This window comes from Streptomyces sp. ICC1, assembly GCF_003287935.1.
Lineage (GTDB): Bacteria > Actinomycetota > Actinomycetes > Streptomycetales > Streptomycetaceae > Streptomyces > Streptomyces tritrimontium.
In genome coordinates, this window is the sequence record NZ_CP030287.1 from 6,887,928 (window position 1) to 6,913,675 (window position 25,748).

At 73.0% G+C, this 25,748-nt stretch carries 25 protein-coding genes and 1 pseudogene; 11 read left to right on the forward strand and 15 right to left on the reverse strand.

Annotated features, from left to right (window positions below; all coding sequences use genetic code 11):
• Positions 1–28 precede the first annotated feature (28 nt).
• Entirely contained in the window at positions 29–265 is a 237-nt protein-coding gene (locus DRB96_RS32235) for a hypothetical protein (RefSeq protein WP_112451634.1), read from the reverse strand.
• A 152-nt stretch (positions 266–417) separates the two neighbouring features.
• Between DRB96_RS32235 and DRB96_RS32240 the strand changes: the two genes are divergently transcribed.
• Positions 418–1,104, forward strand: coding sequence for a DUF4230 domain-containing protein (locus DRB96_RS32240; protein ID WP_112451635.1), 687 nt, complete (start codon positions 418–420; stop codon positions 1,102–1,104).
• Positions 1,105–1,152: 48 nt separating this feature from the next.
• Here the strand turns inward: DRB96_RS32240 and DRB96_RS32245 are convergent, their stop codons facing one another.
• Both DRB96_RS32245 and DRB96_RS32250 read right to left on the reverse strand, forming a co-directional pair.
• Positions 1,153–2,265, reverse strand: coding sequence for an ABC transporter substrate-binding protein (locus tag DRB96_RS32245; RefSeq protein WP_112453962.1), 1,113 nt, complete (start codon positions 2,263–2,265; stop codon positions 1,153–1,155).
• A gap of 178 nt (positions 2,266–2,443) precedes the next feature.
• Positions 2,444–2,857 carry a rodlin gene (locus DRB96_RS32250; RefSeq protein WP_112451636.1) on the reverse strand — a complete coding sequence of 138 codons (414 nt, stop codon included), beginning with the start codon at positions 2,855–2,857 and terminating at the stop codon, positions 2,444–2,446.
• A gap of 304 nt (positions 2,858–3,161) precedes the next feature.
• Here DRB96_RS32250 and puuE point away from each other — a divergent pair, with 304 nt between their 5' ends.
• Positions 3,162–4,073, forward strand: coding sequence for an allantoinase PuuE (gene puuE / locus DRB96_RS32255; protein WP_112451637.1), 912 nt, complete (start codon positions 3,162–3,164; stop codon positions 4,071–4,073).
• Positions 4,074–4,364: 291 nt separating this feature from the next.
• The gene (locus DRB96_RS32260) at positions 4,365–4,874 is read left to right on the forward strand and encodes a hypothetical protein (RefSeq protein WP_112463569.1); all 510 of its coding nucleotides are present in this window, start codon (positions 4,365–4,367) and stop codon (positions 4,872–4,874) included.
• A gap of 15 nt (positions 4,875–4,889) precedes the next feature.
• On the opposite strand, the gene DRB96_RS32265 is transcribed toward DRB96_RS32260, so the two are convergent.
• On the reverse strand, positions 4,890–5,579 hold the full coding sequence (locus tag DRB96_RS32265; protein ID WP_112451639.1) for a DUF4232 domain-containing protein: 690 nt from the start codon (positions 5,577–5,579) through the stop codon (positions 4,890–4,892).
• A 321-nt stretch (positions 5,580–5,900) separates the two neighbouring features.
• Between DRB96_RS32265 and DRB96_RS46080 the strand changes: the two genes are divergently transcribed.
• Positions 5,901–6,938: a hypothetical protein gene (locus DRB96_RS46080; RefSeq protein ID WP_112451640.1), complete on the forward strand. Its 1,038-nt coding sequence runs from the start codon at positions 5,901–5,903 to the stop codon at positions 6,936–6,938.
• Here the strand turns inward: DRB96_RS46080 and DRB96_RS32275 are convergent.
• The 4 genes from DRB96_RS32275 to DRB96_RS43945 form a co-directional block, all read right to left on the reverse strand.
• Positions 6,851–7,603, reverse strand: coding sequence for an intradiol ring-cleavage dioxygenase (locus DRB96_RS32275; RefSeq protein ID WP_112451641.1), 753 nt, complete (start codon positions 7,601–7,603; stop codon positions 6,851–6,853). The genes DRB96_RS46080 and DRB96_RS32275 overlap by 88 nt on opposite strands.
• Positions 7,604–8,151: 548 nt before the next feature.
• Positions 8,152–8,982, reverse strand: a complete 831-nt coding sequence (locus DRB96_RS32280; protein WP_112451642.1) for a phosphatase PAP2 family protein — start codon at positions 8,980–8,982, stop codon at positions 8,152–8,154.
• Positions 8,983–9,047: 65 nt separating this feature from the next.
• On the reverse strand, positions 9,048–10,001 hold the full coding sequence (locus tag DRB96_RS32285) for a YihY/virulence factor BrkB family protein (protein ID WP_112451643.1): 954 nt from the start codon (positions 9,999–10,001) through the stop codon (positions 9,048–9,050).
• A 96-nt stretch (positions 10,002–10,097) separates the two neighbouring features.
• Complete coding sequence (locus DRB96_RS43945) at positions 10,098–10,274, reverse strand: hypothetical protein (protein WP_204357865.1); 177 nt, start codon at positions 10,272–10,274, stop codon at positions 10,098–10,100.
• 580 nt (positions 10,275–10,854) lie between these two features.
• Between DRB96_RS43945 and DRB96_RS32295 the strand changes: the two genes are divergently transcribed.
• Positions 10,855–11,889 (forward strand): hypothetical protein, encoded by a 1,035-nt coding sequence (locus DRB96_RS32295; RefSeq protein WP_112451644.1) that lies wholly within the window; start codon positions 10,855–10,857, stop codon positions 11,887–11,889.
• An 89-nt stretch (positions 11,890–11,978) separates the two neighbouring features.
• Here DRB96_RS32295 and lysA read toward each other — a convergent pair whose 3' ends face one another.
• Complete coding sequence (lysA, locus tag DRB96_RS32300) at positions 11,979–13,319, reverse strand: diaminopimelate decarboxylase (protein WP_112451645.1); 1,341 nt, start codon at positions 13,317–13,319, stop codon at positions 11,979–11,981.
• A gap of 13 nt (positions 13,320–13,332) precedes the next feature.
• On the reverse strand, positions 13,333–13,716 hold the full coding sequence (locus DRB96_RS32305) for an SAV_915 family protein (RefSeq protein ID WP_239516354.1): 384 nt from the start codon (positions 13,714–13,716) through the stop codon (positions 13,333–13,335).
• A gap of 321 nt (positions 13,717–14,037) precedes the next feature.
• Between DRB96_RS32305 and DRB96_RS32310 the strand changes: the two genes are divergently transcribed.
• Together DRB96_RS32310 and DRB96_RS32315 are read left to right on the forward strand one after the other, a co-directional pair.
• On the forward strand, positions 14,038–14,610 hold the full coding sequence (locus DRB96_RS32310) for a dihydrofolate reductase family protein (protein WP_112451646.1): 573 nt from the start codon (positions 14,038–14,040) through the stop codon (positions 14,608–14,610).
• A 116-nt stretch (positions 14,611–14,726) separates the two neighbouring features.
• Entirely contained in the window at positions 14,727–14,966 is a 240-nt protein-coding gene (locus tag DRB96_RS32315) for a hypothetical protein (RefSeq protein WP_112451647.1), read from the forward strand.
• A 58-nt stretch (positions 14,967–15,024) separates the two neighbouring features.
• On the opposite strand, the gene DRB96_RS32320 is transcribed toward DRB96_RS32315, so the two are convergent.
• From DRB96_RS32320 to DRB96_RS32340, 5 genes and pseudogenes are all read right to left on the reverse strand, one after another.
• A complete protein-coding gene (locus DRB96_RS32320) occupies positions 15,025–15,402 on the reverse strand; it encodes an FKBP-type peptidyl-prolyl cis-trans isomerase (RefSeq protein WP_112453964.1) in 378 nt (125 codons plus the stop codon).
• Between the two features lie 129 nt (positions 15,403–15,531).
• A complete protein-coding gene (locus DRB96_RS32325) occupies positions 15,532–17,055 on the reverse strand; it encodes an aldehyde dehydrogenase family protein (protein WP_112451648.1) in 1,524 nt (507 codons plus the stop codon).
• Positions 17,056–17,110: 55 nt separating this feature from the next.
• Positions 17,111–18,511 carry a GAF domain-containing protein gene (locus DRB96_RS32330; RefSeq protein WP_112451649.1) on the reverse strand — a complete coding sequence of 467 codons (1,401 nt, stop codon included), beginning with the start codon at positions 18,509–18,511 and terminating at the stop codon, positions 17,111–17,113.
• Positions 18,512–18,651: 140 nt separating this feature from the next.
• On the reverse strand, positions 18,652–20,079 hold the full coding sequence (locus tag DRB96_RS32335; RefSeq protein ID WP_112451650.1) for an SWF or SNF family helicase: 1,428 nt from the start codon (positions 20,077–20,079) through the stop codon (positions 18,652–18,654).
• A pseudogene (locus DRB96_RS32340) lies at positions 20,076–21,935 on the reverse strand (DEAD/DEAH box helicase); the annotation flags it as partial. The gene DRB96_RS32335 and the pseudogene DRB96_RS32340, both read right to left, overlap by 4 nt.
• A gap of 56 nt (positions 21,936–21,991) precedes the next feature.
• Between DRB96_RS32340 and rpsR the strand changes: the two are divergent.
• The 4 genes from rpsR to DRB96_RS32360 all read left to right on the forward strand — a co-directional run bounded on the left by rpsR (position 21,992) and on the right by DRB96_RS32360 (position 25,748).
• Positions 21,992–22,201 (forward strand): 30S ribosomal protein S18, encoded by a 210-nt coding sequence (gene rpsR, locus DRB96_RS32345; RefSeq protein ID WP_112451652.1) that lies wholly within the window; start codon positions 21,992–21,994, stop codon positions 22,199–22,201.
• Between the two features lie 57 nt (positions 22,202–22,258).
• A complete protein-coding gene (locus tag DRB96_RS32350) occupies positions 22,259–22,810 on the forward strand; it encodes a GNAT family N-acetyltransferase (protein ID WP_112451653.1) in 552 nt (183 codons plus the stop codon).
• Positions 22,811–22,950: 140 nt separating this feature from the next.
• On the forward strand, positions 22,951–24,432 hold the full coding sequence (locus DRB96_RS32355; protein ID WP_112451654.1) for a Y4yA family PLP-dependent enzyme: 1,482 nt from the start codon (positions 22,951–22,953) through the stop codon (positions 24,430–24,432).
• The gene (locus tag DRB96_RS32360) at positions 24,429–25,748 is read left to right on the forward strand and encodes a pyridoxal-phosphate dependent enzyme (RefSeq protein ID WP_112451655.1); all 1,320 of its coding nucleotides are present in this window, start codon (positions 24,429–24,431) and stop codon (positions 25,746–25,748) included. The genes DRB96_RS32355 and DRB96_RS32360 overlap by 4 nt, the downstream gene beginning before the upstream one ends.

A 25,748-nucleotide genomic window follows, 5' to 3' on the forward strand; every position in this document is an offset into this window, starting at 1 on the left:
GAACGCCGCCCGACCCCTCACCCACCCGTCAGGCGACGGCCGGCCGCTGGGCGGCGAGCCGGGCGAGGTGCGCCTCGCGCAACTCCTCCCAGGGCGTGCCCTGCTCCGGGTCGGGCAGGCCGTTCGCGGCGATGTCCTCCAAGACGGCGGCGAACTGGTCCGCCCGCGCACGGGTCTTCGCCGCGTACGCGCGCACCGCGTCGGCGGCCGCGGGTTCGAGCTGCTGCCGGGGGGCGGTCCCGGCGGGGGCCGGCTGTTCGCTCATCGAGGGCTCCATGGGCCGAACGGGCTTGTCCGACCACGGTATCGCCGGACGGGCGGCCCGGGGACCACTCCGGGAGAAGCCGGCTCGGGTGGGAGCGCAGCACGGCGGAGGCCTTCGGGAGTGGAGCCGCGCGGGGCGGGCATCCGCAAGACATGGACAACTCAGCGCACGACGCGGAACGCGACCCCGCGCCGCGAAGAGAGCCGCGGCGGCTGCCGTGGTGGGGACGGGCCGTGGGCGGGCTGGCGGTGCTGGCCGTGGCCCTGCTGCTGGCGGGCCGTTTCAGCCTGTTGCCCGGCTTCGGAGATCTGTTCCGCGAGGACACCGTGGACCGCTCGGGGCCGGTCCTGCTCAAGTCCATCCAGGACATGCACCGTTACGAGGGCGCCGCCGGCAACTTCCAGGTCGTGGTCGACCTGGAGAAGGACGCGGCCTTCCTTCCGGACTCCCTTCGCGGAACCCGGACCCTCTACGTCGGAGCGGGCTCCGTCAGCGGCTACGTGGACCTGGGCGGGCTCGGCGAGCAGGCCGTCACCGTGAACGAGGAGCGCACCAAGGTCTCGCTCCGCCTGCCCCACGCCGTCCTCGGGACGGCGGCGCTCGATCTGGAACGCTCGTACGCCGTGTCCAAGCAGCGGGGACTGCTGGACCGGCTGGGCGATCTGTTCACCGACAACCCGGCCGGTGAACAGGCCGTACAGCGTCTGGCCGTATCGCACATCACGGACGCGGCCCGCGACAGCGGCCTCGTCGAGCGCACCGAGAAGAACACCGCCACGATGCTGGAGGGCCTGCTCCGCTCCTTGGGCTTCCAAGAGGTCACGGTCAGCTACGCGTGACGCCGCCGTACGGGAGGGCGGCCGGAATCGGTGCGCGGGTGCTCTCCCTCAGCCGGTGTGGAGGATCCGGAAGCGACCGGGTTCCGCGGGATCCCGGTCGACGACTTGGACCGGGGCCCACGCCCACTGCCAGACGCTGATGCCGGGCGTACGGGAGAACCTGATGGGCCCCCGGGTGCCCTCCGCTTCCACGCGCGGCCAGGCCGCGGCGACGGCCGCCCGGTCCGTGCCGTGGGAACGCAGCACAGCGGCGAGGACGGCGACGGTGTCCCAGCCCTCGAAGGCGACGAAGGACGGTGCTTCGCCCAGCCGCTCGCGGAGCTCGTTGCGCACGCGTTCGCCGAGCGGACCGAGGCGTTCGGGCAGGTAGCGCAGGAAGGGGATCGCGGCGCCGTCCTCACCGAGCGCGGCGGCCCATCCGGCGGATTCCGGTTGTCCGGCCGGAGCGCCGATCAGGATGTCCGTGAGCCGCCGGTCGCCCCGGACGGCCCTGACGATCTCCGCCGCCGGCTCCGGATGGCCGACCAGCAGGAGGAGGGCGGTCGCGCCGTGGCCGGCGAGCGCGTCGCACAGGGCCTCGGGGGTGAGCGCGGTCGCGTCGAGTTCGAGGACGGTGCCGCCGCGGGAAGCGAGGCGGTCCTCCAGGATGCGCTTCCCGGACGCCCAGTAGACGCTCGGCTGGGTGGCCACGGCGATCCGGCTCCGGCCCGCGCCGAACAGGAAGTCCGCGTAGGTCCGCCAGCCGTGGGACTGGGCCGGGGCCAGGCGCGCGACCCACTCCGTGGGTTCCTCGGTGAGCGCGTCGAGCACCGCGGACGAGCAGAGGAACGGTACGCCGAGGGCGTCGGCCCGGGCGGCGGCAGCGCGGGCGACGACGCTGTGGTACTCACCCGCCACCGCGGCCACGCCGAGGGCGGCCAGTTCGTCCACGGCCGCCGCGGCCCGCTCCGGATCGGCCGCGGTGTCCCGGACCACCAGCTCCAGTGGTCTGCCGTCGATCCCGCCGGCCTCGTTGGCCTCGCGGACGGCCAGTTCGAGCCCCGCGAGCAGGTGCCGGCCGGCCTCGACCCAGCCGGGCCGCGTCAGCGGGACGAGAGCGCCCACGAGGACGGGCGGTCCGTCGGTGTGCTGCGCTGCTGACGGCGATGGCGGTGTGATCATGCCGGTCATTCGACACACCCCGGCCGGGACCGGGCAACCGAATATCCGGCCGCGGACGCTCGTGCGGGCGTCCGCGGCCGGATACGGGGCCCACTGCTGTGGCCGGGAAGGTTTGCCGTGCCGGGCACCGCGACCGGGTGGACCTTTCCGGTCAGAGCACTAGGGGGCGGGGCAGGCGTCAGCTACCGGCGGACACGTTGCCCGAGAGGACCGGGATGTTGCTCGCGATGTGCGAGAGCGGCTCGTCGCCCTTGGCCTGGGTGGAGCCCTCGGCGCACTGCTGGTTCTGCGGGTTGGCCAGGACGTTGATGTCCTGGACGCCCACGTTGGCGATGATGGCCACGAGGGACTGGGCGTTGACCTTGGCCGGCAGGCCGACGCAGGCCTTGTTGAGCGAGCCCTGGACCAGGCTGAGCTGCGGGCTCTTCTCGCCGTGCGTCTTCTGGTTGCCGTAGACCTGCTGGGCACCGTTGCCGTTGACGGTGTTGATCCCGTTGTCGTTGCCGATGGCCATGGCCGGGGAGGCCACGGCGGCGCCCGCGCCGATCGCGGCGGCGGTGGCGGCAGCGGTGACCATCATCTTCTTCAGCATGCTCAGGCGATCCTTCGTTGGAACCGGGCGAGCACCCCTGTCTGGGAACTCGTCTGGGCAACGATCAAGGGGGCGCGGACGTGGCGCAGCGTCACCCGTTCGCGCGCGGGCGGGAGCGCTGCGCGACCTCGACGGGAGAGGCTGCGCGCTGCGGATCGCGCTCACGCGCTACGCACCGGTGCCGGTCCCGCGGACGCCCCGGTGACCGGGCGCGTGGCCGACGATCAGATCCGTGTCTCGTGACGCCGGGAGTGCGCGGCGTGGCCGCGGCGCCGGGTGCGCGCGCGGCGGTAGCGTGCCGCCCGTGTCCGAGCACCAGCGCGATCTCGTCGGGTACGGCGCCCGGCCGCCGCACGCCGCCTGGCCCGGTGGCGCCCGCGTCGCCGTCAGCCTCGTCCTCAACTACGAGGAGGGCGGCGAGCGGAACGTCCTCGACGGCGACGCGGAGTCCGAGGGCTTCCTCCACGAGATCGTCGGCGCACCGCCCGTCCCGGGGGGACGCGATCTGAACGTCGAATCCCTGTTCGCCTACGGTGCGCGCGCCGGCTTCTGGCGCATCCACCGCACGCTCGCGGCGCACGGCGCGCCGCTGACCGTCCACGCCGTCGCGCAGGCCCTCGAACGCAACCCGGAAGCGGCGCGGGCGATGGCCGTCGCCGGCTGGGAGGTGGCGAGCCACGGCTGGCGGTGGATCGACTACCGCGATGTGCCCGAGGAGGCCGAGCGCGCCGACGTCGCGCGCTCGGTCGCGGTGATCGAGCGGCTGGTCGGGCGCCGGCCCGTCGGCTGGTACACCGGCCGGACGAGCCCGCGTACGCGGCGGCTCGTCGCCGAGGAGGGCGGCTTCCTCTACGACAGCGACGACTACTCCGACGACCTGCCGTTCTACGTCGAAGCGGCCGGCCTGCAGCACCTCGTGGTGCCGTACAGCCTCGACGCGAACGACTTCAAGTTCCTCATCGTCCACGGCTTCACGACCGCCGACGACATGCTCTCCTACCTCGTCGACACCTTCGACGCGCTGTACGCCGAAGGCGCCGACCGGCCGCGCATGATGAGCGTGGGCCTGCACTGCCGGATCACCGGGCGGCCCGGCCGCATCCGCGCGCTCGACGGCTTCCTGCGGTACGTCGGGCAGCGCGGCGGGGCCTGGATCGCCACGCGCGAGCAGATCGCGCGGCACTGGCTCGCCGCGCACCCGCCAGAGGCGCGCTGAGCGACAACACCCCCGCCGACCCGACCCGGAGGACGAATCGTTACCGCTCGGGCCGTACGAGCGCGGTGGTGCGCGGCACGTCCGGCGCGGAGTCCGGGCGCTGGTACGCCGGAGCGGCCGTGAGCGTGCCGGCGTACGGCACCGCCGAGGCCGGCGTGCCCGTGTCCGAGCGGGGCGTTCCCCACCGGCGGCGGCGGGCGGGGCAGCGACGGAGTCTTCCTGATCGGATCGTCCCCCGACTCGGGCACCAGCCCCAACCGTTGGACCGTCCGCGGCCACAACCGCTACAGCGTGCCCGGGACCCTGTCCGCGTTCGTCGTCTGCACCTCGTCCGGCTCCCACATCGGGGGAACCATCGGCGGCAGCGTGCAGCCGGGCAGTGAAGGAGCCACCCGCGACAGGTGCGGTTCACCCACCGTGGCCACCGGGGTCGGCTGGCGCTCCGCCCCCGGGATGTACATCAGCGCGGCGGGCGTGTTCGGCAACCGGACCGCGGTCGAGGCCAACAACGAGGACACCGTCAGCCACGACCTGTTCCTCACCCAGATGTGCGCCGAGGGCGCGCACTCCCAGCACACGGGCTCCCGGGTGGTGCTCCAGCAGTACCAGACCGCCGCGGCCACGGTCTCCTGCCTGCCCGGCCGGCGAAGTGCCCACCGGCGGCGGGGCGTCACGGGGTACCGGAGCTACCTGGTCGCGTCGGCGGGGACCGCCGACGGCCGCGGCTGGGAAGTGCGCGCCACCAACACGACGGCCTACCCCCGCCCGGTGTTCGCCCAGGTCATCTGCACACGGCCGTGACGATCCCGCGGCGGTTCAGGACTTCATGACGAAGCGCAGGGCAAGGCCGGAAGCCGTCGTCCAATGCGTGACGCGGACGTAGTCGTTCCAGATCAGCTTGTCCACTCCGGGCAGGGGAACGTCGATCGGCTTGCCCACGTTGCTGCCGGCCTTGACGTCCTGGAGCGCGACTGTCATGGCCCTCGCCTCCGCCTCGTCCATCGGGCCGGTGAGGACCATCGCGGCGTACGCCTTCTCGCCCGGGGCGAGGGTGGTGAACGGCTCGTTCGGGTTGGCGCTGTCCTTGATCTCGGGGACCAGGGCTCTGGCATCGTCCAGCTGTACATGGGGGTAGCGGTAGACGTTGCACTTCTTGTCGCTCTTGTTGGTGGCGGTGAAGAGGATGTGCCGGACGAGCTTGCCCTTCCCGTCCTCGCTCGTGGCGGAGATCGAAAGATCGGCCTCGGTACAGGTGGCGGCGGCGTTGCCGTTGCCGCCGGTGCCGCTCGAACCCGGGCTGGGCTTCGCGGTGGGCGTCTGACCGGACTCCGGCGAACTCGTGGGCCCGGCCGTGTTCGTCGCGCTCGGCCGGTCCGAGGACTTGGGGTCGCCCGGGCCGTCTCCCGAAATCGGCGAGCACGCCGTGGACGCGAGCAGTGCGGCGAGCGTCGCGGCCCCGAAGACGCAGGCCTTCCAGTGGAGGCTCTTGCGGACGGCAGCATTCATGGTGTTCCCCCGTTTCGGCCGTACGCGGCCGCTGTCGACTCTCAGATGTCGGAACGTTGACGAGCCGTACACGGCGCGAACGAATCAGGCCAGGCTCGTGGTCGCAGATGTCGGCGCCCCGCTCAGTCTGCAATAGGAACCGTCCCCACCTCACCCCCCGTAGCCGTCTGTTACGGATTGAGTGCAGGGAGGTCACACGTCCGTCAGAAGCCACTGCGTGCCGCTGCCCACGTGGGCGGACGGGGCCGCCGGCCCCGAACGCGGACAGGTGGATTCCGGACAATTGCCCGCGCGGACAGTGACCTTCACCCGAGTGCGGCCGTGGGGCCGACGTTCACCATCCCCTCCTGGCCGTCCCGGCTCAACCCGCACGTCGAGGAGATGCGGCGGCGCAGTCTGCGGTGGGCGCGGGACGCCGGGATCGTCCGCGGCGAGGAGGAGGTCCGGCGCCTGGACGGGCCGAGGTTCGACCGGCTGGCGGGGTACGCCCATCCCGACGCCCGCGGGCCGGGCGCGCAGTTGGTGTCGGACTGGATGTTCTGGTTCTTCCCGTTCGACGACTGGTTCGACGGGCCCGTGGGCGAGGACCCGGGGCAGGTGCGGGCGGCCGTCGACCCGATGGTCCGCTTCGTGTACGGGGAGTCGGGTGCGCTGCCCCTGTCCGCGCCGCCGCCTGCGCGGGCCTTCGCGGACTCGTGCGGGCGCAGCCGGATGGGCATGACGGCGAGCTGGCAGGGCCGGTTCGCCGAGGACGTCGCCACGTACCTGTTCTCCTACGTCCTGGAGGCGCGGATGCGCCGCGACCCGGGGGAAGGGGGCATGGACCACGTGGTGGAGGTCCGCAGGAACGCGATCGGGGTCCGGCCCTCCCTGGCGTTCGGCGAGACCGCGCAGGGCCAGGAACTGGCGTTCCCGCTGGTGTTGAGCGAACCGTTCCATCGACTCCGCACGGTCTGCGCGGCATCGTGGTCGTCCAGGACGACGCCTATTCCCTGCACAAGGACCTCGCTCAGGGCGAGACCTGGAGCCGGGAGACCCGGCGCTACCACCCACACCACGACCCGTCGCCCGGGGACTCGGCGCAGACGCCGGCCGAAGCGCAGGCATAGGGCCGCCGCACCGTACTGGGGGGCGGGCCCGGCGAGCGACCTCGCGGCCTCGGCGGGCTCAGGCCGGCCGGTGAGGTGTCCGGCAGGACGAGCGGCTTCCGTGGCCCCCGGCGCGGTGCCGTACCTCGGGGCGGCGCACCGGGGGAGCCGCCTCGCAGGGGTTCAGGCGATGCCCACCGTGTACGCGGCACGGTGGCCGGCGCCGTCCGGTACTGGGGCCAGCGTCATCGCGGCGCCGGAGTCGCGGTAGCGGCTGTCGCGGGTGTTGGGGTGGGCCGGCGCGGGGCGGCGGGCATAGGGCTGGAGCGCGTACACCCTCAGCAGGAGCTCCTCCGGGAAGAAGAACTGCGAGGTCTTCTCGGTCCGCTCGTCGGGGCGCACCTTGAAGTGGATGTGCGGCGCCAGCCCCCGGTACCAGCCGGGCACGATCGTGCGGAAGGTGCACCGGCCGGCGGCGTCCGTGATCTGGGTGCCGCGGAGGAAGGTCTGCGCGCCGGTGGAGTAGGTGCCCGAGACGTCGGCGTGCCACACGTCGACGGCGGCGCCCGCGACCGGGCGGCAGCCGGCCGACGCCCGCACCACGGTCAGGTCCAGCCGGAACGCCGCGCCGTCCCGGCCTTCCGTGATGTCCGACCGGACCCGGTCCAGGTCGAGGTAGTACGGGCCCTCTCCCGACTCCATGGTGAGCACGCAGGCCGGGGTGCTCCCGCCGGACGGCGAGGGGGAGGCGGATGGCGAAGGCATCGGGGCCGGGGGTGCGGGGGCCGAGGGCTGCCCTGCCGATCCCCGGGTGGCGGCCGGACCCGAGCAGGCGGCCGCCAGCGCGGCGACCCCGGCCGATCCGGCGGCCAGCAGAACCGTGCGGCGGCTGGTCCGGGAGCTTGCGTTCTCGGTCCTGCGAACGTTCTCGGTCATGCGAACCCCTCGCGCGCTCTTGGGGCCGTCGTGCCGGACGGCCACCGACCGCGCCCACCGTGCCGGACCGCGGGGACTGCGACCAGCACCGACACGCCCCGAACCGGCGGCGGGGCCGGGCGCACGACGCCTCCCGTACCGGGTGGTGCTCCGGGTGCGGGAGGCGGTTCGTGCGGGCGGGCGACCGTCGGGAAACCTGTCGCCCCGCGGCGGAGCGGTACGGCCGCTCGTCCGGGTCCGTGCCCGCGGCCGGCTGCTCAAGCGCCGGGGGCGGGGGAACACCGGCCTGCCCCGGGCCCGGTCCCGGAAGACGGCGGGCCGCGGCGGCCGGTTGCCGTGCGGGTCCGGAAGGCGACCACGTCGTGCTCATCGTGCGGACGGAGCCCCGGCCGCGTGATGGCGGGGGGATGCCACCACGCGGCTCGGGCCCGCTCGGGATCCCGCGCCGCTCACCGCCGCGGACTCCCTGTCCACTCGTATGGCCGGTCTCCGGCCGTCCAAACCAGTCGGATCGCCTTCTCTCTCGAAGGAGTGCCCGAGCGCAGCGGTCAGCCGGCTGGTGGTGCCGGTGTCCGCGGTGCCTCGGGCGCGGGTTCGGTGAGTTCCGGTTCCAGGCCCTCGGTCACCGCCGTCCTGCGTCGGCCGGTGTCGGCGCGCCAGGCCTCGAAGGCCAGCGCCGTCGCGGTGACCACCGCGAGGCCGAGCAGCCAGCCGCCCACGACGTCGCTGACCCAGTGGACGCCCAGCGCGACGCGCGTGTAGCCGACGCCCGCCACCGTGACCAGCGCGAGCGCCCAGGGCAGTGGGCGCCACGCACGCGGTACCAGGGGCATCAGCACCAGCAGCAGGACGGCGCACGAGGTGGTCGCCGTCATCGCGTGGCCGGAGGGGAAGGAGAACCCGGGCGCGTGGGCGACGGGGTCCGGCAGATGGGGCCGCGCCCTTTCGACCACGCTCTTGGCGAGGAAGCCGATCAGACCGCCCGCGACGGCGGTGACGGCCGCCCAGGCCGCGAGCCGCCAGGCGCGACGGGTCAGGAGCCAGACCACGAGGACCGCCACCAGCAGGCGCATGGTCACGGGATCCCACACGAAGCCCGTGAGCACGTCGAGGAAGCGCACCCACCCCGGGTGTCCGAGGGCGTCGGCGTGCAGGCGCTCGGCCACGGCCCGGTCCACCCGGTGGAGCGGAGCCCACCGGGACTCCACCAGGACCAGGGCCAGCGCGAAGGGCACGGAAGCCACCGCCGTCGCGGCGGCGGCGAGTACGAGCCGTGCGCCGAAGGTGGCGTCGGATCCGAAGTGCCGTGAGGTCAGGCGCCGGAGCGTGCCGTGCGGTCCGGGCCCCTCCCGTCGTGAACGCTGCGTGTGCCGTGCCATGGTGGCGCTAGCCTCTCGTGTGCGGTGAAGGTGTGCGGGGCGGTGGCGGTGTGCGGGCCGGTCGGTCAGACCCCGGGATCGGCCGTGACCGGCTCTCTCGCCCCCGCCCGTACGGCTTCCAGCTGGGCGGCGAAGGACAGTCCCAGGAAGAGCGCGATCGAGGTGAGGTAGGACCAGATCAGCAGCGACACGATCGCGCTGAGGGGTCCGTAGACGCTGGTGAACGAGCCGCTCGCGCCCACGTACAGGCTCAGGCCCCACGTCGCCAGGTTCCACAGCACCAGGTACACGACGGCTCCGAACGCCAGCCAGGTGTAGCCGGGCTGGCGCCGGCGCGGGGAGAGCCGGAAGATCGCGCTGGCGGCCAGGACCGCGAGCAGGACGCCGACGGGCCAGCGCAAGAGGTCCCACGCCCGGACCGTGGCGGGAGCGAGCCCGTACACCTCGGCCAGCGCGTGGGTCAGGTGCGTGCCGAGGACGGTGAGGATGAAGCTGAGCCCCAGGGGGAAGCCCGCGAGGGCCGCCATCACCAGGCCCCGGGTGTACTTGGCGAGGAAGGGCCGGTCGCGTTCGTTGCCGTAGATGCGGTTGGCACCCCGTTCGACCTGGCACAGGCTCGTGGTGACATTCACGAGGGAGAAGAGCAGGCCCAGCCAGAGGGCTGCCTGGCCGCCGTCGCCCGCATGGCGTCTGCTCTCGCGGAGCGCGTCGTCGACCACCGCCTGGCCGGGGCCGCTGGTGAGCCCCCGGATGGTGAGCTCGGCCACGCGGCCCGCCTCCTCGCTGTGCATGACGCCGGACAGGCCGATGGCCGCGATGGCCAGCGGGACGATGGACAGGACGGTCTGCAGGGCGAGCGCGCGGGCGTGGCTGAATCCGTCGGCGTAGCGGAAGCGGACGAAGGAGTCGCGCGCCAGGCTCCAGCCTCCGTAGCGGCGCAGCGCGGTCCACGCCTCGTCGGCGGACAGTTCCTCGCCGCGCACGTCGTGTTGTTGCGGTACCCGTCGTGCGGTGCCCATCGTCGTGCCGCCTTCCCGTGGAGCGTACGGAGCTTGCGGTCGGTCGGTGCGGCTGCCGGGGAGCCGTGGGCGCGGGGAGCGGCACGGGCCCCAGCCTCAGCGCGGCGCACCGGGGGAAGCCGGGGAGGCGGTGGGAACGTGGTCGGCACGGTCGGCATGGTCCGTGTGCTCCTCGTCGTGTGGTGCGGCGGCGGGAACGCCGAAGGCTCGGGGCAGGTAAACGCGCAGAGCGCCCGGTTCGATCTCGGCGGTGAGGCGGACCCCGTCGCGCACGGCATCGCCGTCGAGCTCGCGCGGCTGCGGGACGGCGCAGCGGATGTCGATCCGGGTGGCGCTGAAGTACTCCAGCGCTCCCCCGGCTTCCCTGTGCCCGGAGTCGGGGCCGGAGTCGGGGCCGGAGTCGGGGCCGGGGCCGGTCCTGTATACACATCCTACGCTGGCGACGAACTACGCTGTGGAGGTCTTGGTGGTAGCCGTCTTAGTTCTTTGTGCACGGGGTGGGCAAGCAGTATCTGAGCGAGGACGCGCGCGCGCGGGCCGCCCTGCCCGAACTGCTCGGTGGTGTGCGGCTCTCGGGCGGTCCGGTTCCGGCGCCCGCCGGCGTCGGCGTGGCGTTCTGCGGGGCCCTGTTCCGCCCCGCCTGCTCTCTCTCCCGCCCGTCTCCCCCGTCCGCCGCTCCCGCCGTCGCGCCGGCGGGGGCGTTCCGGCTCCTTACCGGTCCGAGAAGACAGGGGAGATCTTCTTGATACCCGTGGTCCTTTCCGTGTTGTTATCCGTGATGGTGACGCCGTCCGCATCCGCGTCCCCATCCACGTCCTCATCCACGTCCGCGTCCTTTGACGCCGGCGTCTCGATGTACGAACTGCCGCTCCTGGCAGGCCACACCAGCAGTTCGGCCCAGGCGATGAACGACGCCGGGGATGTCGTGGGGCTCTCGCTGGACGAGAGCGGGGACGGCTACCTCGTGCGGTGGGGCGACGACGGCTCCCTCACCCGTCTGCAGGCCGTCGGCGGAGGTTCGGGCGGCCAGGCGGTCAAGATCGCCGAGGACGGCACCGTGGCCGGTTTCACCGACACGCCGGACGGCGTACGCCATGCCGCGCGATGGGACGCGTCAGGCGTCCTCACCCGGCTCGAGGAACCGTCGGGCTACGTCGACGGCGAGGCCCAGGACATCAACGACTCCCACGTCGCCGTGGGACGGCTCTCGACGGCCGACCGTACGCGCCCCGTGCGCTGGGGCGCCGACGGCCGGGCGACCGAACTGCGCCTGCCCGCGAAGGCGGTGGGCGGCGTGGCCACCGCGATCAACGCGCGGGGGGAGATCGCCGGCCATGTGTTCGTGCCGGGCGAGAAGACCCGGGCCGTCCGCTGGGACACCGCGGGGCGGGTCCACGAACTCGGCTCGCTCGGGGGCGCGTTCAGCGAGCCGACCGCGATCAACGACCGCGGTACGGTGATCGGCCAGGCGACCGACCGGGCCGGGGAGTGGAAGGCCGTCCGCTCCGTACGCGGGAAGAAGTTCGAAGCCCTCCCGTCGCAGGGGATCGGCGCGCGTTCCGTGAGCGTCAACAACGCCGACGTCGTGGTCGGGAACGTCAAGGACCACGCCGTCAGGTGGGACGGGGCCACCACCACGGAGCTGGGGGTGCTGCCCGGCACGGGCAGGGTCTTCGTCAGCGGCGTCAACGACGCGGGAACGGCCGTCGGCACCTCGGACGAGCGCGCCGTGACCTGGGACGCGCGGGGGCGGGTCACCGCCCTGCCCCTTCCCGCCGGCGTCGACACGACCCGGCCGATCGCGATCAACGCGACCGGGAGCGTCGCGGGCGACGCGGGCAGTTCGAGGCCCCGGCCGGTGCGCTGGCGCGCCGTCATCTGGCGGTAGGCCGTCTGGCGGTAGGCCGCCTCTTCCGGATCTTGCCGGGACCGCGCGCGCGGTCCCGGCAAGCACGATCCGAGGGGGGCGCCACGGCACTAGCCTCCGATGTCGCGGCTGCGGAGATCGTCCATCGTCTCGCGCCGGACGAGGAGCCGGGAGGAGCCCCCGTGGACCGCGACGACCGCGGGGCGGCCGACGAGGTTGTAGCCGGAGGCCATGGACAGCTGGTAGGCGCCGGCCACCGGTACGGCGAGCAGGTCGCCGGGGTGGACGTCGCCGGGCAGTTCCACGTCGGCCGCGAGGACGTCGCCCGCCTCGCAGTGGCGTCCGACGACCGTCGTGGTCCGGCATCCGGCCGCGGAGCGGCGGCCGATGAGGCGGGGCGCGTAGCGCACCCCGTACAGCGCGGGCCGCGGGTTGTCGCTCATCCCGCCGTCGACGGCGACGAAGGCCTTCCCGCCGGTGTGCTTGACGGCGAGGACCCGGTACACGGCGACACCCGCGGGTCCGACGACGGCCCGGCCGGGCTCGATCAGGAGCCGGGGTACGGTCAGCCGGGCGGCGGCGCAGCCCGATACGAGCTCCGCGCGCAGCCGCCGGGCCAGCGCGGTGAGGTCAAGGGCGGGTTCACCGGGCCGGTAGCCGATGCCGTGGCCGCCGCCCATGTCCAGTTCGGGCAGGACGGTTCCGTGCGCGTCCCGGATCCGGGCCATCAGCCCCACCATCCGGCGCAGGGCCACCAGATAGGGCTTCACCTCGGTGATCTGCGAACCGATGTGGCAGTGCAGACCGGTCAGTTCGAGCTGCGGCTGGGACAGGATCCGCGCGATGGCGTGCTGCGCGCCCCCGTCGGTGAGGGACAGGCCGAACTTCTGGTCGTCCGTACCGGTGCGGATCTTGTCGTGGCCGCCCGCCGAGACGCCCGGCACCACCCGCACCATGACCTTCTGGTGTCCCCCGGGGCCGACCGAGGCCGCGATCCGGGCGATCTCGGACGGGCCGTCGATGACGATGCGGCCCACACCCAGCCGCAGGGCGGCCTCCAGGTCGCGGGGTGACTTGGCGTTGCCGTGCAGCACGATCCGGTCGGGCGGGAAGCCGGCGGTCACGGCGAGCTCCAGCTCCCCGGCCGAGCACACGTCCAGGCCCAGCCCCTCCTCCCGTACCCAGCGCACCATCGCGCGGGAGAGGAACGCCTTGGCGGCGTAGAGCACTTCGGCTTCGGGAAAGGCGTCCCGGTAGGTCCGGCAGCGTCCGCGCACCTCGCCCTCGTCCAGGACGTAGACGGGGGTCTCGAACCGGTCCGCGATCTCCGCCAGCGACACCCCGCCGACGGCCAGGCCGCCGTGCGGGAGCCGCGTCGCGGACGCCGGCCAGATCGACAGGTCATCGGCACTGGCGGCCGCCGGAGTCTCCGGGAGGTCGGTGACGGTCATCGCCCGATCCCCTTCACGCGGTCCGGGCCGCTGTCCCGGAGGCCCGCGGGACGGGGGCCGCAGGCGGAGCCGCGACCGGACCGTCGGCCGTCGCCGCGCCGACCCCGGTCACCGGGGGAGCGGTGAGGGCCGGGTCGACGGTCAGCAGCGACACCCCGAGGGGGCCGGCCAGCGCGCGGAGCGCGGACTCCGAGAGCCGGATCCAGGGCTGCTCCGCGCCGAGCGTGGCGGCCAGCCGCTCCGCACTGGTGAAGCCGACGGCGGTACGGGCTCCCAGCGGGGTGCGGAACAGGCGCACCACCACGGGAGCGGTCCCCGGCCGGGCCGGCACGTACAAGGGTCCGGCCGGGACCTGTTCCTCGGGCTCGGGGTCGTCGGCGTACAGGAACAAACACATGGGGCCCTCCCAGAGGAACCACGAGTGGCAGGTGGGCCCCGGATGCGGGGAGGCTGTCCGGGGCGTGTCACCGAAGCTTCCCCCGCCCGCCGGCCCCGGGGACCACCCCTGACACGACCTTGACGGCGACCGGCCGGGTCCATACGGATCGCTGACGGACGCGGCCCGGTGCGCGCGCCGGAGCGAGATCCGCGACGACCGATGAGTTTCCCCATGATCCACGGTCATAGATCATGAGAGGTGTGCGGCAGCCGCGAGCGCGGTCCGCGCACGACTCGACAAATCTGCCGGGAACCGGACTCGAGACACCGAGGAACCAAGATGCGCACTCTGATCAGCACCGCCTTCGTATCGCTCGACGGCGTCGTGGAGGGCCCGGGAGGCGAGCCCGGCTACCGGAACTCCGGGTGGACCTTCAAGGACGTCGAGTTCCTCCCCGAGGCATTCGAAATCAAGGGCCGGGAGCAGAAGGAAGCCTCCGCGATGCTGCTGGGCCGGGCCAGCTACGAGGCGTTCAGCCAGGTGTGGCCGGACATGGAGGACTTCGCGGACTACAAGGTGATGCCGAAGTACGTCGTCTCCACCACCCTCACCGAGGACGACCTGGTCTCGAACTGGGGCGAGACGGCGATCCTGCGCTCGCTCGACGAGGTCGCCGCGCTGAAGGAGACCGAGGGCGGCCCGATCATCGTCCACGGCAGCGCCTCGCTGAACCAGGCCCTGTCCGACGCGGGCCTGATCGACCGCTACCACCTGCTCGTCTTCCCGCTCCTGCTCGGCGCGGGCAAGCGGCTCTTCAGCGCCACCGACAAGGACACCCAGAAGCTGAAGCTCGTCGAGCACGAGGCCTACGCCAACGGCCTGCAGAAGAACGTCTTCGACGTCGTCCGCTGACACGGACCGACACCCCCTGGTTCCTCCAACTGGGCGTAGATGCGGCGTAGTTCGAGCGTGCCACCATCCGAGGCGTCCACAGGTGCGCCGACGCGGCCCACGGGGTCCTGCCCCAGGTGCGAAAGCTGGAGTTCCTCCATCCCGTGCGCTGCGTGGTCACGGGGCATGGGGACCGGTTCGGGGTGGAGGTGGAACTGCTCTCCCCGCAGTCGGGGAGACCCGCGTTCGTCGACTTCATCAATCTGACCGATGAACGCGAACACGTCACCCCCGACCGTTTCCCGCCCATCGGCACGGTCCTCGACGCCCTGTACCCGGCCGTCATGCCCAACGGTGAGGTGAGACTCTCCCTGTGACCTGGGGGGAAGGCCGCCACCGCTTGCGCGCCGGCGGCCGGGGAGGAGCCGGCCTTCCTCAGACCACGGAGAGCAGGTCCACCACGAAGACGAGCGTGGATCCTGCCGGGATCAACCGCGAGGGGGACTGGTTGCCGTAGCCGAGGCGCGGGGGAACGATGATCTCGCGCCGACCGCCGACCTTCATCCCCCTGATTCCCCGGTCCCAGCCCTTGATGACCCTGCCGCCACCCACGGCGAACTTGAACGGCTCGCCCCGGTCCCAGGAAGCGTCGAACTCCATTCCGGACGCGAAGGTGACCCCGACGTAGTGAACCCGGACGACCCTGCCCGGCTTCGCCTCGGCCCCGTCCCCGACGACGAGGTCCCGGATCGTCAGCTCCTCGGGAGCATCGCCCCCCGGAAGTTCGATCTCGGGCTTCGTCAGTTCACTCATCGCAGCCTCATCGCTCTCCGCCGTGCCGTAGACGATCACGTTACCGAGAACGCCGCTCGACTGACGTACACGACCCCACGGGGCACGGCGCGGCGTGACGGGGCGCGTCGATGTGGCTTCCGAAGACGCTCAGAAGAAGCCGAGCTTCTTCGGGGAGTAGCTCACCAGCAGGTTCTTGGTCTGCTGGTAGTGCTCCAGCATCATCTTGTGGGTCTCGCGGCCGATGCCCGACTGCTTGTAGCCGCCGAAGGCCGCGTGCGCGGGGTAGGCGTGGTAGCAGTTCGTCCAGACCCGGCCCGCCTGGATCGCGCGGCCCGCGCGGTACGCCGTGTTGATGTCGCGGGTCCAGACGCCCGCGCCCAGGCCGTACGCCGTGTCGTTGGCGATGCGCAGTGCGTCGTCGAAGTCCTGGAACGAGGTCACCGAGACGACCGGGCCGAAGATCTCCTCCTGGAAGATCCGCATGCGGTTGTCGCCCTCGAAGATGGTCGGCTGGACGTAGAAGCCGCCCGCCAGCTCCCCTCCGTGTTCAATCCGCTGACCGCCCGTCAGAATCTTCGCGCCCTCCTGCTGCCCGATCTCCACGTACGACAGGACCTTCCTCAACTGCTCCTCCGAGGCCTGCGCGCCGATCATCGTGTCCGTGTCCAACGGGTGTCCGGGCACGATCAGTTCCGTCCGGGCCACGGCCGCGTCGAGGAAGTCCCCGTAGCGTCCGCGCTCGATCAGCGCGCGCGACGGGCTCGTGCACACCTCGCCCTGGTTGAGGGCGAACATGGTGAAGCCCTCCAGCGCCTTGTCCCGCAGGTCGTCGTCCGTGGCCCAGATGTCGTCGAAGAAGAGGTTCGGGCTCTTGCCGCCCAACTCCAGCGTGACGGGCTTGAGGTGTTCCGCCGCGTACTGCATGATCAGCCGCCCCGTGGAGGTCTCCCCGGTGAAGGCCACCTTCGCCACGCGCGGGCTGGACGCGAGCGGTTTGCCCGCCTCCTCGCCGAAGCCGTTGACGATGTTCACCACGCCCGGCGGCAGCAGGTCCGCGACCAGGCTCATCCAGTAGTGCACCGACACCGGGGTCTGCTCGGCCGGCTTCAGCACCACCGTGTTGCCCGCGGCCAGGGCCGGAGCCAGCTTCCACACCGCCATCAGGATCGGGAAGTTCCACGGGATGATCTGCGCGACGACGCCCAGCGGCTCGTGGAAGTGGTAGGCCACCGTATCGTCGTCGATCTGGCTGAGCGCGCCCTCCTGGGCCCGCAGCGCGCCCGCGAAGTAGCGGAACTGGTCGATGGCGAGCGGGATGTCGGCGGCCAGGGTCTCGCGGATCGGCTTGCCGTTCTCCCAGGTCTCCGCGACCGCGAGGGCCTCCAGGTGCTGCTCCATCCGGTCCGCGACGCGCAGCAGGACCGTGGAGCGCTCGGTGATCGAGGTGCGTCCCCACGCCGGGGCGGCGGCGTGCGCCGCGTCCAGTGCGCGCTCGATGTCCTCGGCCGTGCCGCGCGCGACCTCGGTGAAGGCCTCGCCGGTCACGGGGGAGGGGTTGGAGAAGTACCTGCCGAGGACGGGCTCGACGTACTCGCCGCCGATGAAGTGGCCGTAGCGCGACGCGTACGACATGAGCGCGCCCTCGGTACCGGGCGCAGCGTAACGGGCCATCGTGGTCCTCCCCTTGCCGGGCGCCGGCCGCCGTCGGACAGCGCTCGCGGCGAGGCTAGGGGCGGGCAGGTTGCCGGTACGTTGCACGGCCGCGCGACACACCGCCCGGCGAGGGCGCCCCCGTTGCAGGCACCCCCGGCGAGGGTGCTCCCGGTGAAGATGGTCCCGGCGCCGATCCGAGTTCGGCGTCGATGGCCCGTACGCGGGCCAGCGCGGCCGGCCGGTCACCGGCGGGCAGCGCCGCCGCCAGCGCCCGCCAGGCCTCCGGGTCGTCCGCGCCCCACGGACTGCACACCCAGTCGGCCAGCAGCCCCGCGTCGGCCCGCGCGATCACCGCGGCCCGAGCCTGCTCCTCGATGCGGCGCCGCAGCCGGACGATCCCGGGCGCGGTGGACGCGGGGAGCAGGGGCCCCGGATAGCGGGCCAGCGCCGCCGAGACCGCGCCGGAGGCGAGGTGCCGGGTGACGGCGGTGAAATCGGCCTCCAGCGGCCCGGCCGCGCGGTAGGGGCGCGAGAGCGGCGCCCGGGAGCCCAACACCCTGCGCAGCCGGGACATTTCGGCCCGCAGCGTCACGGGTGACACCGACTCGTCCTCGTACAGCGCGATCGCCAGCTCGTCCCCCGACAACCCCTCGGGGTGGTGCGCCAGCAGGGCCATGATCTCGCTGTGCCGCCTCCCCAGCCGGATCTCACGCGGCCCGTCGCCCCCGGGGCCGTCCCCGTGGCCGTCCCGCGCCGCCAGCAGGGCCTCGTCCCGGCCGAGCGCGGTGAGGGAGTCGCCGTGAGCCCGCGGGCCCGGATCCAGCAGCGCCAGCTGGGCCTCCGCCGCGCGCGCCACCGCGCGGACGAAGGCCAGGGAGTGCGGATGGGCCAGCCAGTCGCCGCCGGTGACGTCCACGGCGCCGAGCAGCCGCCCGGTGCGCGGATCGCGGACCGGAGCCGCCGCGCAGGTCCACGGGTGGACCCGGCGGCTGAAGTGCTCCGCGCCGAAGACCTGGACCGGCTCGCCGACCGCCACCGCCGTGCCCGGCGCGTTGGTGCCCATCGCCGTCTCCGCCCAGCGGGCGCCCGGTACGAAGCCGAGGCCCTCGGCGCGCCGCATCGTGGCGGGCTCGCCCTCCACCCAGAGCAGGCTGCCCCGCGCGTCGCACACCGCCAGCAGGTGCGCCCCGCGCGCGGCGAAGGCACCCACGAGGTCCCGGAACAGCGGCAGCACGCGGGCCAGCGGGTGCTGCTCGCGGTACGACCGCAGTTCCGCGCCGGACAGCTCCATCCGGGGCGCGCACTCGGGGCTGACCCGGGCCCGGGCGCAGCGGCGCCAGGACCGCGCGATGACCGCCCGCACGGGGGCCTCGACCCGGCCGTCGCGGGTGAACGCGGCGTGGGCCCGGCGCAGTTCCCGGGTGCGCTCGGCGGGATCGGCCCCGCCCGGCAGGGCCACCGAAGGATCGTCCATGTCACCCTCCCGCGGCGGCGTGGTACCCGGAGCGCCCCATCGTCGTACCGCCCCGGCGCCCCGGCAAGCGGTGCGTCGGCCAGTGTGTCGGCCAGTACGCGGGCCGGCCCGTCGGCCGGCCGGTCCCCGCCGGAGCCCCGCTACTCCTCCGGGTCGAGCGCCGCCAGCGCCGACGCCGGGTCGGGGGATCCCGGGCCCGCCGGCAGCCAGTGGCCCGCCGTGCTGCGGCGGTACGGCCACCAGCGGCCCTCCCGGCCCAGCCGGAGCTGCCGGTCGCCGCCCGGCTCCGTCCAGCGGGCGCGGACCCGGCGCAGCACGGGGGCGGGGGCGCCGTCGGTGGATTCCGGGTCGGTGCCGGAGTCGGCGTCGGCGTCCGGGGTCGGGTCCGGGGTCGGGGTCGGGCCGGAGTCCGGGTCCGGGCCGGAGTCCGCGTCCTCGCCGGAGTCCGCCGCTTCGGACCAGGCCGACGCGAGCGCGGCCCGGGCCCGGGCGAGGGACGCCCGGTCCGGGGTCCAGTCCTGCTCCAGTACCGCGACGGCCTGGGCCCCGCCGAAGCCCCAGGCGAGAACGGCCCGGTCCATCTCGGCCCGGTTCCTGTCGGTAGCCGCCGCCAGACGGGACCGGACCCGAAGGTCATCGGCCTCCGCCGTGAGGCGTACGGCGTCTTCGGCCGCCGTCGGCCCGGGCTGCGGGGCCCGCTCCGCGTGGGCCGGAGCGAGGGCTTCCGCGAGCAACCGGTACGCCCTGGTCACCGCCGCCTGCGCGAGGAACTCCACCGCGTCCACGTCCAGGCCCGGCGGCTGCGACTGCGCTTCCGTGTCCAGCGTCGGCGCCTGGCCCGGCGCGTCCGGCAGCCGCGCGGGCGGCGGCAGCGGGGGCAGGGCGCCCGCCTCCGCGTAGGCCTCGGCGGCGGGGACCCCCTCGTCCGCCGGGTTGCCGGGGGCTCCCGGTCCCGCTTCCGCCTCCGCCTCCGCCTTCGCCGTGCTGCGGCCCTCCAGTTCGGCCACGAGATCGGCCTCCGCGCGCCCGCGCAGCAGCAACAGGACGAAGGGATCCTCGTCCAGCAGCCGCGCCACCTGGTAGCAGAGCGCCGCCGTGTGCGGGCAGTGGTCCCACTCGTCGCAGTCGCAGCGCGGGTCGAGGTCCCCGATACCGGGCAGCAGCTCCACCCCGGCCGCCGCCGCGTCCTGCGCCAGCTCCGGAGGCACCTCCCGGTCCAGCAGCGCCGCGATGTGCCCGGACTCCGCGGCCGCCAGGCCGAGCAGCCGGTCCCATTCCGCTTCCGTGAACTCCTGGACCAGCACGTCCGTCCGGTGCGCCGTCCCGTCCGGGTCCCGCACCACGGCCGTCAGCCCGCCCGGCCGCACGGACACGGCGCCCACCGCGCCCGAACGCGCGTACCGCCGCCCCTGCTTGACCTGCTGCCCGTCGAGCGCACTGTCCTCCAGGGCGCGCAGCCAGGCGTGACCCCACCAGGTGCGGGCGAAGCCCCGGCCGGTCGGCGGCGGCAGCGCCGGGAAGGTCTTCTCGTGCGGGGTGGACGGGTCGTACCGATGCTGCGCGTTCATCCGCGGCGCTCCCCGGCGGTCGTCGGGCGGAGGGCCACGAGCTCGGCCAGCTCCGCGTCGGTAAGTTCGGTCAGCGCGGCCTCGCCGCCCGCGAGGACGGAATCGGCCAGGGCCCTCTTGCGCGCCAGGAGTTGTGCGATCCGGTCCTCGACGGTGCCTTCGGCGATGATGCGGTGGACCTGGACGGGCTGGGTCTGGCCGATGCGGTAGGCGCGGTCGGTCGCCTGCTCCTCGACGGCCGGGTTCCACCAGCGGTCGTAGTGGATGACGTGGCCGGCACGGGTCAGGTTGAGCCCGGTGCCGGCGGCCTTCAAAGAGAGCAGGAAGACCGGGGACTCCCCGGCCTGGAACCGGTCCACGAGCTCCTGCCGGCGGGCCACCGGCGTCCCCCCGTGCAGCAGTTGGGTGCCGATCCCGCGCGCGGCGAGGTGTCTCTCCAGGATCCGGGCCATCGCCACGTACTGCGTGAACACCAGCACCGAACCGCCCTCGGCGACGATCGTGTCGAGGAGTTCGTCGAGCAGTTCCAGCTTCCCGGAGCCGCGCTCTTTCGGGCTGCGCTCTTTCGGGCTGGGCCCGTTCGGGCTGAGCTCTTGCGAACTGTGCTCTTTCACATACTGCGCGGGATGGTTGCAGATCTGCTTGAGCGAGGTCAGCAGTTTGACGACGAGGCCGCGCCGTTCCATCCCGTCCGACTCGGCGATCGCGGCGAGGGTCTCGCGCACGACGGCCTCGTACAGTCCGGCCTGCTCCCGGGTCAGCTGGACGGCGTGGTCGGTCTCGGTCTTGGGCGGCAGCTCGGGCGCGATCCCGGGGTCGGATTTCCTGCGCCGCAGCAGGAACGGCCGTACGAGCATGCCCAGTCGGGCCGCCGCCTGCGGGTCCCGGCCGCTCTCGATCGGCTCGGCGTAGCGGGTGCGGAAGGTGCCGAGGCGGCCGAGGAGGCCGGGCGTGGTCCAGTCGAGGACGGCCCACAGCTCGGACAGGTCGTTCTCGACCGGCGTGGCGGTGAGGGCCACGCGGGCGGCGGACGGGACGGTGCGCAGGGCCCTGGCCGTCCCGGAGCGCGGGTTCTTGACGTGCTGCGCCTCGTCGGCGACGACCATGTCCCAGTGCACGGAGGCGAGTCGCGGCGCGTCCAGGCGCATCGTGCCGTAGGTGGTGAGGACGAATCCGGCGTCGGGCTCCTCGAGTCCCTTGAGTCCCGCGAGTCCCTCAAGGCTGCGGCCGGGGCCGTGGAAGCGGCGCACCGGGGTGCCGGGGGCGAACCTCTCGATCTCCCGCTGCCAGTTGCCCAGCAGTGAGGCCGGGCAGACCACCAGCGTCGGGCCCTTGTGCCCCAGCTCCCGCCGGTGGAGGTGCAGGGCGATGAGGGTGACGGTCTTGCCGAGGCCCATGTCGTCGGCGAGGCAGGCGCCGAGGCCGAGCCCGGTCATCCGGGCCAGCCAGCGCAGGCCGCGCAGCTGGTAGTCGCGCAGGGTGGCGTGGAGCGCGGCCGGCTCGCCGACGGGCAGCCCGGCGCCGGTGGGGGCCGGAGCGTCGGCGCGGGCGTCCGCGCGGGCGTCGGCGCGTTCCGGGTCGGCGGCGAGCAGCGCGCGGAGGCCCTCCAGCGGACCGGCGGTCTCCACTTCGTACCGCACGCCGTCCAGCTCCGCCGAGCCGGTGAGTACGGCGGCCAGCGCGTCGGCGGTCGTCACCTCGCGGCCCTGGCGCAGGCGGGACCGGGCCCGGCGGGCCTCGGCCGGATCGATCAGGACCCACTGGTCGCGCAGCCGGACCAGGGGGCGCCTCGCCTCGGCGAGCAGGTCCAGCTCCCCGGCGGTCAGATCGCCCTGGCCGCCGAGTGCGTGGCGCCAGGTGAGGGGGCGGCGACCACCGAGCTCTGAGCGAGGTAGATCGGCGGCAGCGTCAGATGTGGATAAGGGCCAGCCCCCTGGACGCGGCAAAGATCACCTACGTCGACTACAAGGACACCGACCTGCTGCGGAAGTTCATCTCCGACCGCGGCAAGATCCGTAGCCGCCGCGTCACCCGCGTAACGGCCCAGCAGCAGCGCCGGCTCGCCGCAGCGATCAAGAACGCGCGCGAGATGGCCCTGCTCCCCTACGGCACCAGCCGATAGGGACTCGCGGCCTTCTCTCCGTGACTCCTCCACGATGCCTCTGGGAGGCTGCCGGACATGACGGTGCACAAGGCCCCCGCATTCCTGGACATCACCCACCCCGAGGACGTCACCCCGGTGCTCAGACGGGAGCTCGTTGACTGCTGGGAAACAGTGGCCAACGCCGGCGGCGCCGTCATCGCCGCCGGATTCCCGCTGCCACCGGTGAGCGCACGCGTCGTCGGGCCCGTGGTGGACGAGCTCATCCACGGGCTCGACCCCCGCTGCCGCAGGCTGCTCATCGCCACCGTCGACAGCGACCTCGCCGGCTGGCTGATCGTCCGCCGCGATCCGCATCCCCTGGTCGCGCACTGCGGCGTGATCAACCACGTGCAGACCCACCCCCGCTATCGCGGCCGTGGCATCGGGGCCGCACTGATGAATCGGGTCCGTGACCTCGCCCGGGACGAGATGGGCCTGGAAAGGCTGTCACTCGCCGCCAGAGGCGGCCTTGGGCTTGAGGAGTTCTACCGCAAGCTGGGCTGGCTGGAGGTCGGCCGATGGCCCCGTGCGTTGCGTGTGGCCCCGGGTGACGACCGGGACGAGATCCTGATGAGCCTGCCCCTCTGACCGTCCCGATCCGGCCGTCCGCCGACGTGTTGCGGTCCCTCCCCCGCCGAGCCGGGGGCAAAGAGCCCGGCGAGGGTTACGGTCGTATGACCGTTTGCCGAAACCGGTACGTATTCCTCGTCGGGGAGGGAACAGCTGGGATGAGCAACGCACCTCTGTACTTGGAGCCGCGCCTTGAACCGCGGCTGACGTCCTTGCTGGACGAGTCTGCCTTCCTGCATACGCTCGTGGACGGGCTCGGATCACCCCTGAACCTGGTGCTGCCTCAGCAGCTCGCGGAGAACGTGGCGCGCTTCCGCTCCGTCCTGCGCCGGCGCCGCCTCGGCGGCCAGGTCTACTTCGCGCACAAGGCCAACCGCTCCAGCGCACTCGTCAGGCGGCTCACCACGACCGGCGCCGCCCTCGACGCCGCCTCGCTCAGCGAGTTGCAGCATGCGCTCGGGTCCGGATTCACCGGAGACCGGATCATGGCGACCGGACCCAAGGACCCCGCCTTCCTCTGGCTGGCCGCCCGCTCCGGAGCGACCGTCAATGCCGACGGGGCCGCGGAGCTGGAAGAGGCCGCCGGTCTCGTCGGCGCGTACGGCCTGCCGCGCCTGCGGGTGCTGCTGCGGCTGTCCGAGTTCGAGACGTCCGGCGCGAAGGTGCTCTCCCGCCGCAGCCGCTTCGGCACCTCCGTGAAGTCCCTGAACGACCTGCTCGACGTACTCGAACGCCACCAGGACGCGCTGGAGCCGATCGGTGTCGGCTACCACCTCGACACCACGAGCCTGGACGAGAAGGCGACGGCGCTGGAGGGGTGCCTGCGGGCCATGGAGGAGTTACGCATCCGGGGGTTCCGGCCGAGCGTCGTCGATGTCGGCGGCGGCTTCGGCGTCAGCTACCTGGCCCACGCCGAACAGTGGGACCGCTACACCACCGAGCTCACCCACGCCGTCATGGGCCGTCGCCCACCCCTGACCTGGGGCGGGCACGGCTACGGCCTGCGCGTGGAGAACAGCACCCTCAAAGGGGCCCTCGGGCTGTACCCGGCACACCGGCCCGTCGTCGGCCCCGACTACCTCGACGAGCTACTCTCGCGCCCCGCGCCGGGCCTGGGACGCCCGCTGGGCACCCTGCTGTTGGAGAGCCTGTACGACCTTTACGCAGAGCCGGGCCGGGCGCTGGCGGACCAGTGCGGTCTCTCCCTCGCCAGGGTGCTGGAGGTACGGCGTACCGAATCCGGGGAGCATCTGGTCCGCCTCGCGATGAACGCCGGCGACGTCAGCCTGGAGGACCACAGCGTCCTGATGGACCCCGTGGTCGTTCCCCGCAACGGCCCTGCGGCGGGCCCACCGGAGCCGGTCGCAGTGCACCTGATGGGCAACCTTTGCCTGGAGGCCGACCTCATCACCCGCAGAACGGTGTTCCTGCCCCGGCTGCCGAACCCCGGCGACCTCCTCGCCTTCGCCAACACCGCGGGCTACTGCATGGACTTCAGCGCCACCCAGGCCCAACAGCAGCCCGTCGCCCGCAAGGTCGCGGTCCAGGAGGTGGCCCACCAAGAGGAGACAGGGGCCTGGAGCTGGTGCCTGGACGAGCACTACTGGCCGATCGCACGTACGGGGGGACAGCAGGGATGAGGTACGAGAGCATCATCGAGGCCATCGGCAACACGCCGCTGGTCCGCATCGACCCGGCCGTGCACGGCCTGCGCAACATCGACCTCTACGCCAAGCTGGAGATGCTCAACCCCTTCGGCTCGCTGAAGGACCGGGCCGCCTGGAACATGGTCCGCCCGGGACTGGCGGACGCCGCGGAGCGCGGCGAGACGATCGTGGAGCTGTCCAGCGGAAACACGGCCAAGGCCCTGGCCCTCATCGCCGGTCTTCACAGGCTGCCCTTCAAGAGCGTCACCAACCGCATGCGCATCCCCGAGATCAAGGACCTGCTCCTGCTGCTGGGCGCGGAGATCGAGGAGTTGCCCGGCCGGAGCGAGTGTCTGGACCCCACCGACACCGAGGACCCGCTGACCCTCTTCCACCAGCAGTTGAACCGCCCCGGCAGTGCTCACCTCCACACCGACCAGTACTTCAACCCCTTGAACGCCGAGGCGCACGCGCAAGGCACCGGACCGGAGATCATCGCGGACCTGGACGGCCGGGCGCCCGACTGGTTCATTGCCTGCGTCGGCACCGCCGGCTCTTCCACCGGGGTCGCCTCGGCGTTGCGCGCTCACGATCCTGCGGTGCGCGTGATCGGTCTGGTGGGGCAGAAATCGGACTTCATCCCCGGCATCCGCACCATCGACGAGGTACAGGAAGTGGGTCTTTTCGACCCTGGCGTGTACGACACGATCGAACCGGTGAGCGCGGACGAGGCCATCGACGGGATGTTGACGCTGCTGCGCCGGTGCGGCCTGCTCGCCGGCCCCACCGGCGGGGCGGCCTACCACGGCGCCGTACGCCATCTCCAGCCGCTCGACGCCGCATTGACCGAGAAGCGGACGGCCGTCTTCATCGTCTGCGACCGGGCGGAGAGCTACCTCGGCTACGTGCGCGAGCGCCGGCCGGAGCTGCTGGGAAGGGCGCCCGTGAAGAACTCGGTCGCCACCCTGACCGCCGCGGAGCTGGACGCCGTGACGGCCGTCGAGGTCGACGCGGCGCAGAAGTGGATCGGGGTGGAGCAGCCGCTGGTGGTGGACCTGCGCGGCCCCTTCGCGTACGCCGCCCTCCACATCGACGGCTCGGTCAACATCGTCGACGAGCTGTTCGAGGAACTGCTGCGGGGAGGCCTTCCGTTCAGCAAGAGCCGATCAGTGCTGCTGGTGTGCCCGGTCGGCGAGAAGTCCGCCCGGTACGCGGCCCTGCTCACGCGCATGGGCCACCCCGACGTACGCAGCCTCGCCGGCGGCATCATCGCCTGGCGGGACTCGGGCGCGCCGCTGGTACGTGACTGA